Origin of the sequence: Paenibacillus sp. FSL R10-2736, assembly GCF_038000245.1 — a bacterium.
Lineage (GTDB): Bacteria > Bacillota > Bacilli > Paenibacillales > Paenibacillaceae > Paenibacillus_AQ > Paenibacillus_AQ phytohabitans.
This window is the reverse complement of record NZ_JBBOBN010000001.1, coordinates 1,864,768-1,880,021: the sequence shown is the minus strand read 5'-3', so window position 1 is coordinate 1,880,021 and position 15,254 is coordinate 1,864,768. Positions and strand designations below refer to the sequence as shown.

12 protein-coding genes are annotated in these 15,254 nt (G+C 49.5%); 6 read left to right on the top strand and 6 right to left on the bottom strand.

The annotated features are described in order from the left end of the window. The first annotated feature begins 75 nt into the window (after nucleotides 1-75). Together NSQ73_RS07890 and NSQ73_RS07885 are read left to right on the top strand one after the other, a co-directional pair. On the top strand, nucleotides 76-1,107 hold the full coding sequence (locus tag NSQ73_RS07890) for an ROK family protein (protein ID WP_340986024.1): 1,032 nt from the start codon (nucleotides 76-78) through the stop codon (nucleotides 1,105-1,107). Nucleotides 1,108-1,196: 89 nt separating this feature from the next. Next, nucleotides 1,197-2,396 carry an MFS transporter gene (locus tag NSQ73_RS07885; protein WP_340989227.1) on the top strand — a complete coding sequence of 400 codons (1,200 nt, stop codon included), beginning with the start codon at nucleotides 1,197-1,199 and terminating at the stop codon, nucleotides 2,394-2,396. Nucleotides 2,397-2,465: 69 nt separating this feature from the next. On the opposite strand, the gene NSQ73_RS07880 is transcribed toward NSQ73_RS07885, so the two are convergent. After that, entirely contained in the window at nucleotides 2,466-3,149 is a 684-nt protein-coding gene (locus tag NSQ73_RS07880) for a GDSL-type esterase/lipase family protein (protein WP_340986023.1), read from the bottom strand. Nucleotides 3,150-3,414: 265 nt separating this feature from the next. Here NSQ73_RS07880 and NSQ73_RS07875 point away from each other — a divergent pair, with 265 nt between their 5' ends. After that, nucleotides 3,415-4,056 (top strand): pectate lyase, encoded by a 642-nt coding sequence (locus NSQ73_RS07875; RefSeq protein WP_197074405.1) that lies wholly within the window; start codon nucleotides 3,415-3,417, stop codon nucleotides 4,054-4,056. A 102-nt stretch (nucleotides 4,057-4,158) separates the two neighbouring features. Further along, complete coding sequence (locus tag NSQ73_RS07870; RefSeq protein WP_340986022.1) at nucleotides 4,159-4,830, top strand: SOS response-associated peptidase; 672 nt, start codon at nucleotides 4,159-4,161, stop codon at nucleotides 4,828-4,830. 51 nt (nucleotides 4,831-4,881) lie between these two features. Here the strand turns inward: NSQ73_RS07870 and NSQ73_RS07865 are convergent, their stop codons facing one another. Then, a complete protein-coding gene (locus tag NSQ73_RS07865; RefSeq protein WP_340986021.1) occupies nucleotides 4,882-5,922 on the bottom strand; it encodes a fibronectin type III domain-containing protein in 1,041 nt (346 codons plus the stop codon). 351 nt (nucleotides 5,923-6,273) lie between these two features. Further along, complete coding sequence (locus NSQ73_RS07860; protein WP_340986019.1) at nucleotides 6,274-6,816, bottom strand: hypothetical protein; 543 nt, start codon at nucleotides 6,814-6,816, stop codon at nucleotides 6,274-6,276. A 198-nt stretch (nucleotides 6,817-7,014) separates the two neighbouring features. Between NSQ73_RS07860 and NSQ73_RS07855 the strand changes: the two genes are divergently transcribed. Next, entirely contained in the window at nucleotides 7,015-7,674 is a 660-nt protein-coding gene (locus NSQ73_RS07855; RefSeq protein WP_340986018.1) for a hypothetical protein, read from the top strand. 55 nt (nucleotides 7,675-7,729) lie between these two features. Here NSQ73_RS07855 and NSQ73_RS07850 read toward each other — a convergent pair whose 3' ends face one another. The 3 genes from NSQ73_RS07850 to NSQ73_RS07840 all read right to left on the bottom strand — a co-directional run bounded on the left by NSQ73_RS07850 (nucleotide 7,730) and on the right by NSQ73_RS07840 (nucleotide 9,123). Further along, nucleotides 7,730-8,506: an NAD-dependent epimerase/dehydratase family protein gene (locus tag NSQ73_RS07850; protein WP_340986017.1), complete on the bottom strand. Its 777-nt coding sequence runs from the start codon at nucleotides 8,504-8,506 to the stop codon at nucleotides 7,730-7,732. An 81-nt stretch (nucleotides 8,507-8,587) separates the two neighbouring features. Continuing rightward, nucleotides 8,588-8,800: a helix-turn-helix transcriptional regulator gene (locus tag NSQ73_RS07845; RefSeq protein WP_042138960.1), complete on the bottom strand. Its 213-nt coding sequence runs from the start codon at nucleotides 8,798-8,800 to the stop codon at nucleotides 8,588-8,590. Between the two features lie 8 nt (nucleotides 8,801-8,808). Further along, the gene (locus tag NSQ73_RS07840; RefSeq protein WP_340986016.1) at nucleotides 8,809-9,123 is read right to left on the bottom strand and encodes a DUF6442 family protein; all 315 of its coding nucleotides are present in this window, start codon (nucleotides 9,121-9,123) and stop codon (nucleotides 8,809-8,811) included. A gap of 365 nt (nucleotides 9,124-9,488) precedes the next feature. Here NSQ73_RS07840 and NSQ73_RS07835 point away from each other — a divergent pair, with 365 nt between their 5' ends. Further along, nucleotides 9,489-15,059, top strand: coding sequence for a CBM35 domain-containing protein (locus tag NSQ73_RS07835; RefSeq protein ID WP_340986015.1), 5,571 nt, complete (start codon nucleotides 9,489-9,491; stop codon nucleotides 15,057-15,059). Nucleotides 15,060-15,254 lie beyond the last annotated feature (195 nt).

The window sequence follows — 15,254 nt, the reverse complement described above, 5'->3', positions numbered from 1 at the left end:
GGGAAGTCACTACAATACACTTATTACAACTCTTTTAATAATAGGATTATAATCATCCGGGAGGAAGGTTGCGCTATGGTAAATCCGTCTCATAACACACAGCTGGTGAAGAAAATAAATGTGGAACTGGTGAAAAATATACTCCGCACATCCGGCACAGGCACCAAAGCATCCATCGCCGGACAGACCCGGCTGAGTGTAGCCACCTGCGGCACCATTCTCAATGAACTGGTTCAGACCGGGGAGATTCTGGAGCTTGGGTGGGAGGAATCCAGCGGAGGCAGACCGGCGCGGAAATATCAGTTCAACGCCAATTATTCCCTCATGATCTGTATGATCGTGCGTTCGGAGGGCGGGATTCAATCCATTAGCTATGCGCTGGCGAATCTGAATGGTGAGATTATGGAGCAAACGGACAAGGTGCATGAGCAAATTACCGTAGACACCTTAACGGACTGGCTGGATCAGATTATTGAGGTTCACCCGAATGTTCAGGCGGTCGGCATCGGCATTCCCGGTGTAGTCCAGCAGGACCGGATTGGGATCTGTGATGTTCCGGCGCTCGCAGATCAGCCCCTTGGCCTTCTGCTGAAGGAGCGCTATGAAGAGGTTGAGATTATTATCGAGAACGATATGAATCTGACGGTTTACGGCTTGTATCAGCGGCTGTTTCCGGATGCGGAGAGCCATTTTGCCGTGCTGACCTTCCCCAAGAACCATTTCCCGGGGGCCGGCTTTATGGTGAATGGACGATTGCTTAACGGGAACAGTTTTTTCAGCGGAGAAGTGTCTTACCTGCCTTATGGCATTCCGAGGGAGCAGCAGCTGCAGCTCCTGCAGAAGGGCGGAGATTCCGTCAAGCTGGCTATACATGCACTGGTATCCATTATCAGCATTATTAACCCTGCTACGATCCTTGTCACCGGTGACAATATATCGCCTGAGATGCTGGAGGATCTGCGCAGCGGGTGCCGGGAGATTATTCCGCCCGAGCATATGCCTGAGCTGATCATCCAGAATGACACCCGCCGGGAATACATGGCAGGACTGATTACAACAACCATGGAAAGCCTGACCTACCGGTTCCAGCTGGTGGAACGGAAGTAAGCCAAACATTATTTTATCATCATTCAGGAGGCATCACTTTGAAGGCTCAAGCACGCAATTCTGCAGGCAAACGCAACACGATCTATATCATGCAGCTCGTAACCATCTTTCTGGGCTTTGTCGTCTTCGGGATCTCGGAAAATATTAAAGGACCCGCAATCCCGCGGATCCAGCTCGCTTTCAATCTGGATGAAGGACAGCTGGGTACGCTGCTCTCGCTGAATGCGCTGGGCTACCTCATCGCCTGTTCGTTCACTGCTATTCTCGTCCGCAAATGGGGCATCAAGGCGGTCAGCATTATTTCATTCGGTTCAATGGTTCTCTCCGGAGTACTGATTTTCCTGTCGCATACCTACCCTCTATTCGCTTCCTCCTACTTCCTGATGTACATCGGCAACGGGATGCTGGAGATTGGCCTGGCGATTCTGGGAGCACGTATTTTTGTAAAAAACACGGGGATGATGATGAATTTATCCCACTTCTTCTATGGACTGAGTTCGACTGTAGCGCCGCTGCTGGCCACCGGGGTTATGTCGCTGAGTGTGTTTGGACATATGCTGGACTGGCGGGGGATGTATCTGGTGATGCTGTCGCTCTGCCTGCTGCCGATTGTGTCGGCGCTGCGCAGTACGTTTCCCGGGGATGATCTGCCGCATGAGGACCGCACTTCCTTCAAGACCTTGATGCGCGATCCTGCGCTCTGGATGATGGTAATGATCCTGTCCTTCGGGGTTGTCTCCGAGCTCGCCGTTGGCGGCTGGCTGGTTAATTTTCTGGAAAAAGCTTACGCCTGGGATACCGTCAAGGCCTCCGGCATGCTGTCCGCCTTCTTCCTCCTGTTCTCGCTGGGAAGACTCGTTATCGGACCGCTGACAGACAAGATCGGCTTCGTGCTCTCGCTGATTATTTTCTCAATGCTCTCGGCAGGTTGTACCTTTGCAGCGCTGGCCGGCGGGGAAAGCCTGGCTTTTCTGTTCGCCTTGTCCGGCGCAGGGATCGCGATCATCTACCCTACCGTCATGGCCTTTATTGCCCGTCGCTATCCTAACGGGAGTGATACTGCGATTACTTTTGTAGTCACGCTGATGGGTCTCGGCAGTGTTATCGGGAACTATATTATCGGCTGGGTGATTGAACTCGTTAAGACGGTCTATGGCCGTTCAAGCGAGCTTGGTCTGCTGCGCGGCCTGCAGGCGGGCTATGGCTTCATCGGGTTATGCGCTGCGGTCTGCTCCGTGTCGGGAATTGTGCTGTATGTGTATTTGAAGCGGAGAGGGGAACTGATCTAAGGGCAGTGGTATAACTGAACAGCGGCTCTCCTGCTCCAGAGGACCGCTGCTTTGCATTCTATCCTACGCTTATAGATATTCTTTTAGATTATTAAGGACCACTGCATACCCGTTCGCATACATATGAATCCCGTCCATCGTGTACTCTTCGTTCAGATTCCCTTCCTCATCCGTCAACCCTTCATTCACATTAATGAACGCATATCCATGCTGCGCTGCTAGCTTCTCCACTTCGGCATTGGCTTCGCGTAACGCGGCATTTGTTCTGGTGCTGAACATTCCCGCCTTCATCTCTTGATCCACTCCGCTGAAATCGGCCTTAGCATTCACCGGATAGTACGCCATGACATACACATTGCATTCCGGCAGCCTTGCTCCGATCTGCGTCAGAATCTCATTATAATTCGCAAGCAGATTCCCGACATGATATTCGCCGTCTGCTGAGCTGATGTCATTGGTGCCAATATTAATGAACAGCTTAGAAGGCTCCAACTCAACAATACATTCCTCCAGGGAATTTAACAGCTCACTGGTTACATAGCCTGCAATTCCGCGGTTGTAAATAATCGTCTGCTTCTCCAGCGTCTGCTGTAATTCATTAACCGGAAAATACTCCATCAGTGAGGAGCCGGCCATTACGGTCTGTCCTTTCTTGGCATATGTATTCAGAATCTTATACTTTCTTACTTTCTCTTCTTTCTCTCTTGTCATATTATTGTTCATAATCTCGTGGATAAGTTCTTCCTGCCTCAATGTAATCTCCTCCATTCTACTATTGTTATACACTATAACTGAGCTTGGAGCTCCCTCCAAATTGTGTCGGAAATATGGTAATTGATCTCAGTAGAACTAATTTGTTCTATGCACACGTGTTCCGAATATCCTATATATCGGGTGCGGGCAGAGGTGCACATCTGGTCAGGACACCTGCAAGATACCGGTTCGCCGGATCTATACTCTACAGTTGAAGGGCGGAATATTATTGAAAAAGGTTGTGGGCTTACTCCTGTCGGTTGTCATGTTGTCTTCGTTCTATGTTGCCAGTCCGGCCAAGGTATCCGCTGCAACGCCAATTGTTGTCAGTACAACGATTGTTGTTCCAGCAGGAGAGACCTTTAACGGCAATGGCCAGACTTATGTCGCCAATGCGAGTACACTTGGAGATGGCAGCCAGGCAGAGAACCAGAAGCCAATCTTCCGGCTGGAGAAGAATGCTACACTCAAAAATGTAATTATCGGTGCTCCCGGCGCAGACGGGGTGCACTGTTACGGAAACGCTACAATCTCTAATGTGACCTGGCAGGATGTGGGCGAGGATGCATTGACGCTGAAAGCCTCCGGTACAGTCAATATTACTGGCGGAGGTGCATATAAAGCCTACGATAAAGTGTTCCAGGCAAACGCTGCCGGCACAATCAACATTAAGAACTTCAGAGCCGACGACATCGGCAAGCTGGCCCGCCAGAACGGCGGAACCTCCTACGCCGTGAACTTCACACTGGACAGCTCTGACATCTCGAATGCCAAAGATTCCATCTTCCGTACAGACAGCAGCAGCAGCGCCGCAAAAATCACCAACACCCGCTATCACAATGTACCCACCCTGTTTAAGGGCTTTGCCTCAGGTAAAACCAGCCAGTCGGGCAACACGCAATATTAAGGTGAAGTAAGCTGGCATAACTGCAACCGGATAATCAATCCAACACTTACCTCCTCTATCCATAGAAGCCAAGCGCTATAATTGGATGAGGAGGTTGATTATATGTGTGGACGCTTTACCATTACGGTCACCCTGGAAGAACTAATTACGCACTACTTAATCGATGACAGCAAATTAGCTACACTGAAACCCAATTATAATGTAGCTCCCATGCATAATGTTCCGGCGGTAATCGCCAGTGACGAGGGGAAACGCCTTGGGGAACTGCGTTGGGGATTGGTGCCGTTCTGGGCCAAAGACGATAAGATCGGCAGTAAGATGATCAATGCCCGCGCGGAGACAGTCGCCGAAAAACCTGCCTTTAAACGGCTGCTTAAAACCAAGCGCTGTATCATTCCGGCTGATGGGTTTTATGAGTGGAAAAAAGACGGGACCAGCAAGCAGCCATATCGGATCCTCATGAGTGATGGCAGCCTCTTCTCCTTCGCCGGATTGTATGACACCTGGGAAGATCCGGAGGGAAAGAAACTGAGCACCTGCACCATCATCACCACTACTCCGAACAGTTTGATGGAGGATATTCATGACCGCATGCCGGTAATATTGAGACCTGAAGATGAGGCCGATTGGCTGGGGAGAGACAATGACGATCTCGAGTCCTTATTAAAACTGCTGAAGCCTTACGATGCAGCGAAAATGCGGGCTTATAAAGTCCCTTCGGCTGTGGGGAATGTACGGAATAATTCTAAGGAATTGCTTGAGGATATAGGATGAAAAACAAACCCGTCAGGAATAAGCCCGGCGGGTTTGTTTTGTCATACTGTTTTATTCTTCTGCTGCGTATTCATCTACGTTGAAGGTTAGGATCTTATCAAATACTACATACTCTGTGCGTTTAATAAACGGCCCTTTATTCCAAGCTTTGATGAAAGCATATTTGGCCGTGCCCACACCTGCATCTTTTTGGTCATACCAGTCTATAAAGGCATTCACTTCGGTCATGGACAGATCGTATTCTTTTTCGGTTCTGTTGTTAAGATAAATGGTAAGTATAGCACGATCACCCGCTGGCTCAGGCTGTACTAACCCTTGTGGAGTGGCAGTCGCTTCATTGGAAGTCCCAGTATCATTTGTTCCCAAAAATGCATGCACAATGAAATAATAAGGCGTACCATTTTGCAAGTTTTCAACAGTATATCCCTGATACACGTCTTTGGAGACAGTCACAGAATCAGTGTAAATTCCTGGTTGGGTACCATATTTAATCACATAACCCGTTGCTTCCGGAACTGGATTCCATTTTAATGTTACGTTTGTGTTCCCCGGTGCTGCAGTAAGTTCGCTTGCCTTATACCAGTCTACAAGGTATCCTGTGCTATCGATATCGAAGGCATCGAGAGATGTAACCTTTTCCTCAGTACAAGTAATTACTACTTCATGTATTCCGAGTTCCAGACCGGTCTTTTCATATACAAGATGTTGAAAGCTTTCATTAGCATAATTAATATGAAAATTCTGTTTCAATCCATCAACTTGAATTTCAGCTTTAGATGTATGTGTTGCACTAGTTGACGAATCAGACATGATTCGAATTTTTGTTCCATAAAACCGGAACATTACTTTTGAGCCAATTGTTGCAGTGGATTTTATCGATCCTCCATAATAACCTGAAAGGGTTGGTGTAACCCAATTACCGGTATAATATACCTTGTTGACGTTATCGTTAATTCTAGTCCAACCAGCCTCTGGTGCTGTGAGTTTATTACCTACAGTAGCCGCATATGTACTTGATTGAAATGAGAAGAATAACACACACGCAAATATAGCCATAATTACTTTCGTTGACCCGCTTTTCCAAAGCTCCACAAAATCCATCTCCTTTAATATGTATGCATCAAGCCTACACTATATAAAGGCGAACAAACAGTCTGTTTCTCGACAGGAATTTACAATACACTTAAGGGTTATTGAGGAAATATGTGGATGTAATTTATGAAAAAAAGCCCTCCGGCCCGCTTAGGTCGATGGGCTACTTTATGTATGCTCTAAATTCAAATTGCCGAACAAAACGGGCAGCGGCTATTATAAATGCGACGTGTATCCCCTTACTACTCCGCCATAATCCATGAGTTGGCGAATAGAGTCCGGATCTTCTCGGTACCATACAACAGGTGAATCCCCCACTGAATGCCAGCAGGGGAACGCACCATCATCAATTCATCTATACGTCATGGCCATTTGCTTATCTGTTAACAGAATACTACGTACATATCCGTTACCATCAAACATAACTGAAATGAGATGAATTTTTGTGTTATCTTCAATATTTTTAGCCCACTCAGATTCTTTTACAAACTGTTTGCTGTCTGAATCGTAAGCATAATCCAAATTTTTCTCAAGATCCGCCAGATATTGATCCCCATAGATTTTTTTAACATCCTCTTTGGACATTCCGATTATCAAACCGCCGACCGTCTCATACATATCCTCCGATTCTTCAGTCAAATTAATACCCGCCACTTTATCCTCACGGTACATAATCCTTACTCCGGAGCTGTAAGCGAATGAATTGCCGATTTTTATATCTTCGCCTTCACCAAGCACTTTTTCCGCATCCACACGATTCATTCCATATTGAACAACCGCTTTATCATCATCCACCTTTTTTATGGCTAAGTCTTTCGTGGTGAGTCCTCCATTTGAAGATCCACAAGCAGTCAAACAGAACAGAAATAATAATGCCAGTATACTCTTTCTCATGTCCAGCCCCCTAGATGATTTGCCTAAAGTTTACCATAGGGAGAAATACGAAAAAAGTCCCGCAGGCCCGATGAACGGATACCGCAGGTCCGTGGTGCTGAAGCTAAATGTCATATCAAATGGGTGCCCCCTTCGCCCAGAGCTTTAACAATTTATTAACATCCGGATTGTAGAATGCTATAGACCGTATGAAGCGGGATGAAAGGAGGGATTCACATCAGGGAGCTACTCGACCGTTACCGGGAGGATTATCAGGAGCGCACCGCCATGGTCAACGCCGTATCGCTGGCTGTTAATGCGGTGATCGGTGCAGGCAAGCTGATTCTTGGCGTGTACCTCCTTTCCGGCTGGTTGATCACCAACGCCATTTATTATTTGATTCTCAGTGCGGCAAGAGGTCAGGCGCTCCACAAGTTCGCAGCCGTCAAACAAATCGAACAACCCGGCGAGAGGCTCCAGCTGGAGCACATCATTTACAGGCGCAGCGGCCTGTTCCTATGCCTGCTCGGCATCAGTTATCTGCTCGTTTCCCTGCGGATGTATGTCCTCGGGGATGCCCTTATTTTCAGCGGAAACCTTGTGTATCTCGTCGCTGCCGTTTCATTCACCAAGCTTGGGATAGCAGTTTACGGTATGACGGCCAACCGGAATTTGAAGGGTCCCATTGTATCCACACTCAAAATATTCAGCTTCACCGACGCCTTAGTCTCCATCGTAGTCACTCAATACACCCTGCTGACTATGCAGCACTCCCCCGGAGCCCTGGACAGCAGTGCTTTGCTCGGAATGGGTTTCAGCCTTTTCTTTGTATGTATAGGTATGTATATGGCTTGCACAAAAAAAGCACGCGAAAGATAATCTTCGCATGCCTTCTTTATATACAGGTAACAGAAATCGCGGATTGCGCTGCTTCTTACTCCTGCTGCCCGCCCTGATATTCGGTTTCATCCTTGCGTATTTCCCGGCCCTCCGCCTTCGCCTGTTCGAGCAGCTCCGCCGCATCATCCTGGGGCTTGTATCCGATCAGCTCCTCCAGATAACCAATGGTATAATAGTTGTCACTATTCGCCGAGGTCCCGTACAGATTCAAATATTGCAGTTCCTCATCCGCCTGAATACAGCAGTTGACCAGCTGCAGCAAATCACGCTCCGAGATCCAGATATGCCCTGCCCGCTCCGAATGGGGACGGTCATCCCCGGGGAAGTTGCCAATCCGGATATTCAGTGAAGAAATCTTGCCCTGATCCGAGTACAGACGGCCGAGCAGCTCGATATAACATTTGCTTAATCCATAGAAGCTGTCCGGCCGGTAAGGGTCTGACGGTCCCGTTGTCTCATCCGACTTATAATAACCGGTCGCATGATTGGAGCTGGCGAATATAATGCGCCGCACCCCATTCTGCACCGCCGCCTCAAACAGCTTATACGCACCCGCTACATTCCCCTGAAGCACCTTACCGAGGAAATCGTCTTCATCCTTAATCCAGGCAAAGTGGAGCACCGTCTCGACATCCTTAGTAAGCTCCGCCAGCCGTGCTTCATCATTAATGTCCAGTTGGGCGATCCCCTGCTCTTCGTCTGCCTGTATATCTGCGCCGGTTACTTCATATCTGCTGTCTTCTTTCAGCCCTTTGAAGAGTGCGTTGCCGATCCTTCCAGCCGCTCCGGTCAGTAAAAGTTTGCGTTTCATTCATCCCATGCCCCTTTCCAGCCTGCTAGTCCTAAGCATTATTAACCGCTGGAGGGGAAAAGATTACAAACGGCTTGTATTTTACAGATCAAAATAAAACAATTCTTCAAATTTCATATCCAAAGCAATACATAAAACAAGCGCCAGCTTAGCAGTAGGATTGAACTGTCCGGTTTCAATCGAACTTATCGTATTCCTTGAAACACCCACCATTTCTGCCAGCTCAGCTTGGGATATTTTTTGCTCTGCCCTGGCCTCCCGCAGCCTGTTTCTCAAAATCAGCTTATCATTCATGTTGACTCCTATCCTGCAATTAAAAAGTACTTTACGAAAAAATAGATGCTTAATACAGGTCCTGCGATAGCTTTAATTAAATCTAATTTCTTTTTAGTTATACTATAGATTCCGACACTTTCACAGCCTAAATACCCCATAAATACCGCAACTAATGCAGTATTCGTCTCTTGATGATTATCGTAAAAATTATAAACAGCCAGGATGCTAAAAATAATCAGCATACCCAGGACTCCAAATTTCCTGCCTCTATTATGAACAAATTCTCTTCCTTCGTCGTTCTTCTCTTGTCTGCTTTTTTCTAATATCAGTTCCTTTTCCATTAGAAATCCTCCTCTGATTATGACAAGTAAACTTGGCATCTTCATTATAATACGCCAAGTTTACTTGTCAATAATCAATCCGAAATTTTACAATAAAGACCAGTCAAAATAACATAAGAAAGCTAAAAATATAGCAAGAACACCGGGCTGCTCTCCCCGCCCCCTCTCCGGCTCGGCCAATCGCTCAAAATATCGCAAAACATGATGCGGAAAAACAGTTCCGCTCTTATTTTATAATGGAAGCGTAGCGCTGCAATTAATGGTAAGCGGTTTCAAAAAAAGCAGGGTCATATCTTTGCGGAGGAGGGCAAGTGAACATAACTTTTGTCAAAATGATCAGAAATTGCTTAGAAAAGGAGATTCATATGAGGAAAAAAAGCTCAAAGCTGCTCCCCCTGGTGTTGATACTTTCTTTACTGCTGTCAGGCATCTCTTACGCGGATGTAACTTCTAATTACGTTAACCCGCTTATGGGCGGTGCTGATCCTACCGTGGCCAGGGCAGCTGATGGTTATTACTATTCTGCATCTTCAGGCGATAATAACATCACCTTGAAGAGGCATGAAACCATTCTCGGCGTATCTACGGCCAAAAGCAAAGTGGTCTGGAAGAAGCCCGATAACTTCGGCTATGTGTGGGGTCCATATGTCTACCGGCTGGACGGCAAGTGGTATCTGTATTTCTCTTCCGGCCCGGAGGACAGCTTCGGATATGGGCATCCAAGCTCCTACGTTCTGGAGAACGCATCACCCGATCCTTTTGAAGGAACCTGGGAGCTGAAGGGCGAATCCGCCAATGAAGACAGCGACGGGCAGGTTACGGTCAAGCAGGGACTGCTGAACACGGAAGGCTACGGTTTGGCCTGCGGCGTGGTTACGATTAAAGGGGAACCCTACTTCACCTATACCAAATACTATTATTTCGAGGACCCTCAGAACCCGGAGAATACGAAATTCGATGAGAGTCCGACGATTGTCAAAATGAAGAACCCGTGGACCCTGGAGGGGCCGGAAGGCACGGTGGCCAAACCGGAATATGATTGGGAAAAGAAAAACGATAATATCAACGAAGGCGCTGCGGTAGTCGAGAGAAACGGTAAAATCTATTTTGCCTACTCTGCCAGCAGCTTTATGAATGATAACTATGCGGTAGGCGTATCCGTTGCGGATGCATCCTCAGACGTGATGAATGCGGATTCATGGGTCAAATATCCTGAGCCTGTGATGAAAAGATCGGATGAGAACAGCTCGTATGGCCCCGGCTCTCCCCTGTTCCTGAAGTCCGAAGACGACAGCGAGGATTGGATTCTGTATCACGGCATACCGACCCACGGGCAAGGCGGCGGGAACAGAGGCATAAGAGCGCAGCGGATTCACTGGGATGATAATGATTTCATCAATCTTGGCATTCCTTCCAACCCCGGCACAGTCCTGAACAGACCTTCCGGAGAAGAGAGAAGCGAAATCTATGAAGCCGAGGAGGCAAAGCTGTCGGGAGTAGCGAGAATCCCCGGAGGAACCGCTTATGCTTCGGGCGGCGTATACCAAAAATACAATAACAGCAGCACTAATGACTATATAGAGTTTACAGTAAACACTACGGCTGGCGGGACCTACTCGCTGGATTTCAGATACAACAATAACACGGCGAATCCGGTTACTATGAAATTAGGCGTTAATGGGGGAGCAACCCGCGATCTTTCCTTCCCTTCGAATGCCGGATTTGAGGCGAATTTCGATCTGAAATCTGTTTATAACCTTCCGCTTAACGCCGGAAGCAACACAATCCGCCTGTCCGGCAAGAGTGCTTTGGCTCTGGATGCGATGATTATCAAGCGCAGCACCTTGTATGAAGCAGAAAATGCCATGCTGTCCGGCAATGCAAAGGCCGACGCAGATCATCCGGGTTACAGCGGAACGGGATTTGCCGGAGGACTCTGGACTTCTAACTCTGCCGTTTCATTCAAGGTAAATGCCGCTGCTGCCGGCAGCTATTCGGTTAAGCTGGGCTACAGCCTGGGATTCAACGATGACCGGACGCTGACTATGTATGTGAACGGACAAAAGCTTAAGCAGGTCGATTTCTTCAGCCTAAAAAGCTGGGACAGCTGGGCCGACCGCTATGATAATGTTTTCCTTCAAGAAGGGGAAAATACGATCACTTATAAATATGACGAAGGCGATACCGGCAACGTCAATCTGGACTTTATAACCGTAACAGAAGCAACTACCTGGCATTATGGAGCAGAAGATGCCAAGCTGACTGGCGGTAACGATGCTGCAGTTGTTTACGCCAAAGACGGCAATCTGGGAACAGGTTATGTTACCGGGCTGTCCAAAGCGGGTTCGTCCGTAGAGTTCGCGGTAAATGTTGAGAATGCAGCCACTTATGATGTGAAGCTGAGATATGCCAAAGAAGCTGCAGGCACAACCTATGGCCTGTATTTGAACGGCACGAAGATTAAGAATATTACCCTCCCTTCTACCGGCGGGCTTACCGTCTGGAAGGAGCAGCTTGACACGTTAAGCTTGAAGGCGGGTAAAAACACAATTACTTATAAAAATGAAACAGGAAACTCCGGCATTCTAAATATGGACAGTATTCATCTTAACAAGCGTACTCCGTGGAGGTATCAGGCCGAAGATGCCACCCGGCAAGGAAGCCTCAAGGTTGTCAGGGATCATTTATGGTATGAGGGCAACGGGTTCGTAGGCGGATTCGAGCAGACCGGGGACACGCTGAAGTTTGAAGTAAACGTCCCTAATACGGCTGACTATACGTCGACCTTGCGGTATTCCGGGGTACAAAGCTCGAATATTACCATGTCGATGATGGTTAACGGACAGAGAATCAAGCAAGTGTCTTTAACTCCGACGGCGAATTGGGATATCTGGGCTAACAGTACGGAGTCCTTGAACCTCAAAGCCGGTAAGAATACGATTGAATTCATCCGCGAACAAGGAGATACCGGCAGATTCAATGTCGACAGTCTCACGATTGATAAGACGAGCGGCGGATTCATGAGCTCGATTGCGGGAAAGATCATTCCGGAGAAAATGGTCAAAATCCAGCCCAAGCACAGCGGAAAAGCATTGGATGTGGACAGAGTCTCCAGTGATCCGCTGGCGGTGATTAACCAGTGGTCTAACGGTGACGGTAATAATCAGCTGTGGAGATTCCTGGATCTCGGTACAGGCTATTATCAGATCCAATCGGTCCAAAGCGGCCATGTGCTCGATATTCTTCCCGGTTCAGCGATCCAGCAGCTGTGTCAGAATATCAAAGCTGCTGGAACGATACCGGATACGCAGCAGTGGAAGCTGGAGAAAGACGGAGATTACTACAAGATCATTAACAAAAGCAATAATAAAGTAATCACTGTTGAAGGAGCGTCCAAGAGTGACGGTGCAGCAGTGAGAGTAGCGGATGACCAGGCGAAGGATAACCAGCGGATGAAAATTGAAGTCCGTAACCTCAGCAATAGTGAAATCAGTGCTCTGACCGAGCTGAACGGGCGCTATGATATTACTTTTGACGCGAATGGCGGAAGTCCGGGACAGACAGTCGTTCAGGCTGCATACGGCGAGCAGTTAACGGCTCCGGCCGTAATGAATAAAGGTTATGTGCTGGAGGGCTGGTATAACGAATCCGAGAAATGGGATTTTGCTAATCAGACCGTTCCGGGTGTAATGACGTTGACTGCGAAATGGAACCAAAAGGCGCCGGAGGTGCAGATTGTCAGTGAAGGCTTGATGCGGGCGGGTTCAGCTGGAGTACTCCGCGCCGCCGGTTTAGGAGAAGGAACATTGTCCTTCACCTGGTACCTCGACAAGGGCGATGGCTATGGTTATGGCGAGCCGGTCGGTTCGGGCGACAGCCTGACGCTGGCGGCGTTGACGGAAGCGATGAGCGGCTACCGGTATAAGGCGGTTGTGGCAGACGATAGCGGCTTAACTGGCGAGCAAGAATACATTCTGCAAGTGCTCCCGGCTGCGGTAGATTGGATTCCCCCTGCCTTTGCGGTAGATTTGCCTTCTGCGAGGGACGCCGTTGAGGGCGAACCCTTGACGCTGCTCGTTGATGCAACTGGTGACGTGGAGTCTATCGGTTGGGAAGTAAAACGTCCGGATAGCGGGGATTGGCTGCCGCTAACGAGTGTTACCGGTGCAGTATACCGTTTCACGCCGGGAATTGAAGATGACGGAACGCAGTACCGTGTGGTGCTGACCGGCAAAGCCGAGGTGAATCCGGAACGTATCACCGGAACAGAGCTGGTGCTCAAGGTCTATCCGGCACATGAAGTACCGGTGATCCAGTCGTTCACGGCAAGTGTAAATCCGGTAAAGGAAGGGGAATCAGTTACCTTTAACGTTGTAGCCAATTCTGTGTATGGAGAGCTGAGCTACCGCTGGCTGAAGAACGATCTTGTGCTGGACGGTGCGGCCGGGAGCAGTCTGACACTGGATAAGGCTGCTATATCTGATGCAGGGGCATACAAGGTTGAGGTTATGAACACCCGTATGATCGGGGAGTATGCTTATATGGATGCGGTCGATACAGAGACGATTGAGCTGACTGTCAGCCGTCAGCAGGTAACACCAACAGATCCTCCGGCGACACCAACGGACCCGCCGGTGACAGCAACCAGTCCGCCGTCATCTACGGCGAAGCCTGCGGCAACACCACAGGCTACCGCAACGCCGGGTCCTTCGGCTGCAGTCATTACTGCCACTCAGCTGAGCAGCCCTGCGGTGAACGGTGTGCTTACAGTGCAGGTAGGTCAAGCGGCTGCGGTTGAGCTTCCGGTGAATGCCGGGACGCTGCTGGGAACCCATTCCCTGCGTGTACAGGGAGACGGAATAGAGCTGGTACTGGCGCCGGAGCTGCTGAAGCAGCTGGCCGAAGCCCTGCCTGCTGGCGGGAGCAGCGGTGCCAAGATTGTGCTGAAGGCGCAGCCTAAGACACTGGAAGCTGCGAAGCTGAAGACAGAAGCTGGCGTAGCGCTGGCAGGCAAGCTGATGGATTACGACCTGAGTCTGGTAAAGGCAGACGGAACAGCGCTCCATCTGGAGGATTATCCGGTTCCGGTAAGCGTCAGCTGGCCAGCGGATGGACTTGATTCGAGGCTGCTTGGCCTGTACCGTGTGGGCAGTGACGATACACTCACTTATCTGGGCGGAGCAGCTGAAGCGGGCAGATTAAAGGGACTTCTCGAGGGCAGCGGCACGTACGCGCTGCTGGAGTATTCCAAGCAATTCAGCGATGTTCCAGTCACGCACTGGGCGTTCGAAGCCTTGCGTGAGCTGTCTGCGAAACATCTGATCCGGGGAGTCACGGAGCAGGCTTATCAGCCGGTCCGGAACATTACCCGGGCTGAATTCGTGCAGCTGATGGCCTGTGCGCTGCAGCTGGGCGGCAATGGCGGCAACGGCAGCGATAACGGTGCCGGCAGTGGCACCAGAGGGAACGACAGCGGGAACGGCGACAGCGGCACCAGCGGGAACGACAGCGGGAACGGCGACAGCGGCACCAGCGGGAACGACAGCGGGAACGGCGACAGCAGTGGCAGCGGGAACACCGCATTCGCCGATGTTCCGCAAGATGCCTGGTACAGGGATGCTCTTTCCGGCATGGTGCAGGTAGGGCTGATTACCGGACGGAGTCCGGTGTCCTTCCAGCCGAATGCAGAGATCAGCCGCGAAGAGATGACTGTCATTCTGATGCGGGCTTATAAGCTCCAGCATGGTGCAATCCCGGCCGCTGTAGACATCACTTCTATGAAGGATGCTGCGGACATCTCCGGCTGGGCAGCGGATCAGGTAGCCGCAGCCGCTTCGCTTGGCTTCGTGGACGGACGGGCGGACGGAACCTTTGCTCCGAAGGCTGCCGCCACCCGTGCAGAAGCTGCGCAGATCCTGCTGAATTATTTGAAATAAGTCTAGCACGGAAACAGAGTGTAGCTGTTCTGTTCTGCAAGGCATAAATAAGGCGCCCCCCTGGATACAGTTCCTGGGGGAGCGCCTCTTATATATCCTATGACTATAAACTTCTACTTCTACTTCTACTACTTCCGGAGCAGATTCGTACGAAATCGCTTCCCGGAATCAGATGCAACCGAACAATGGCTTAAG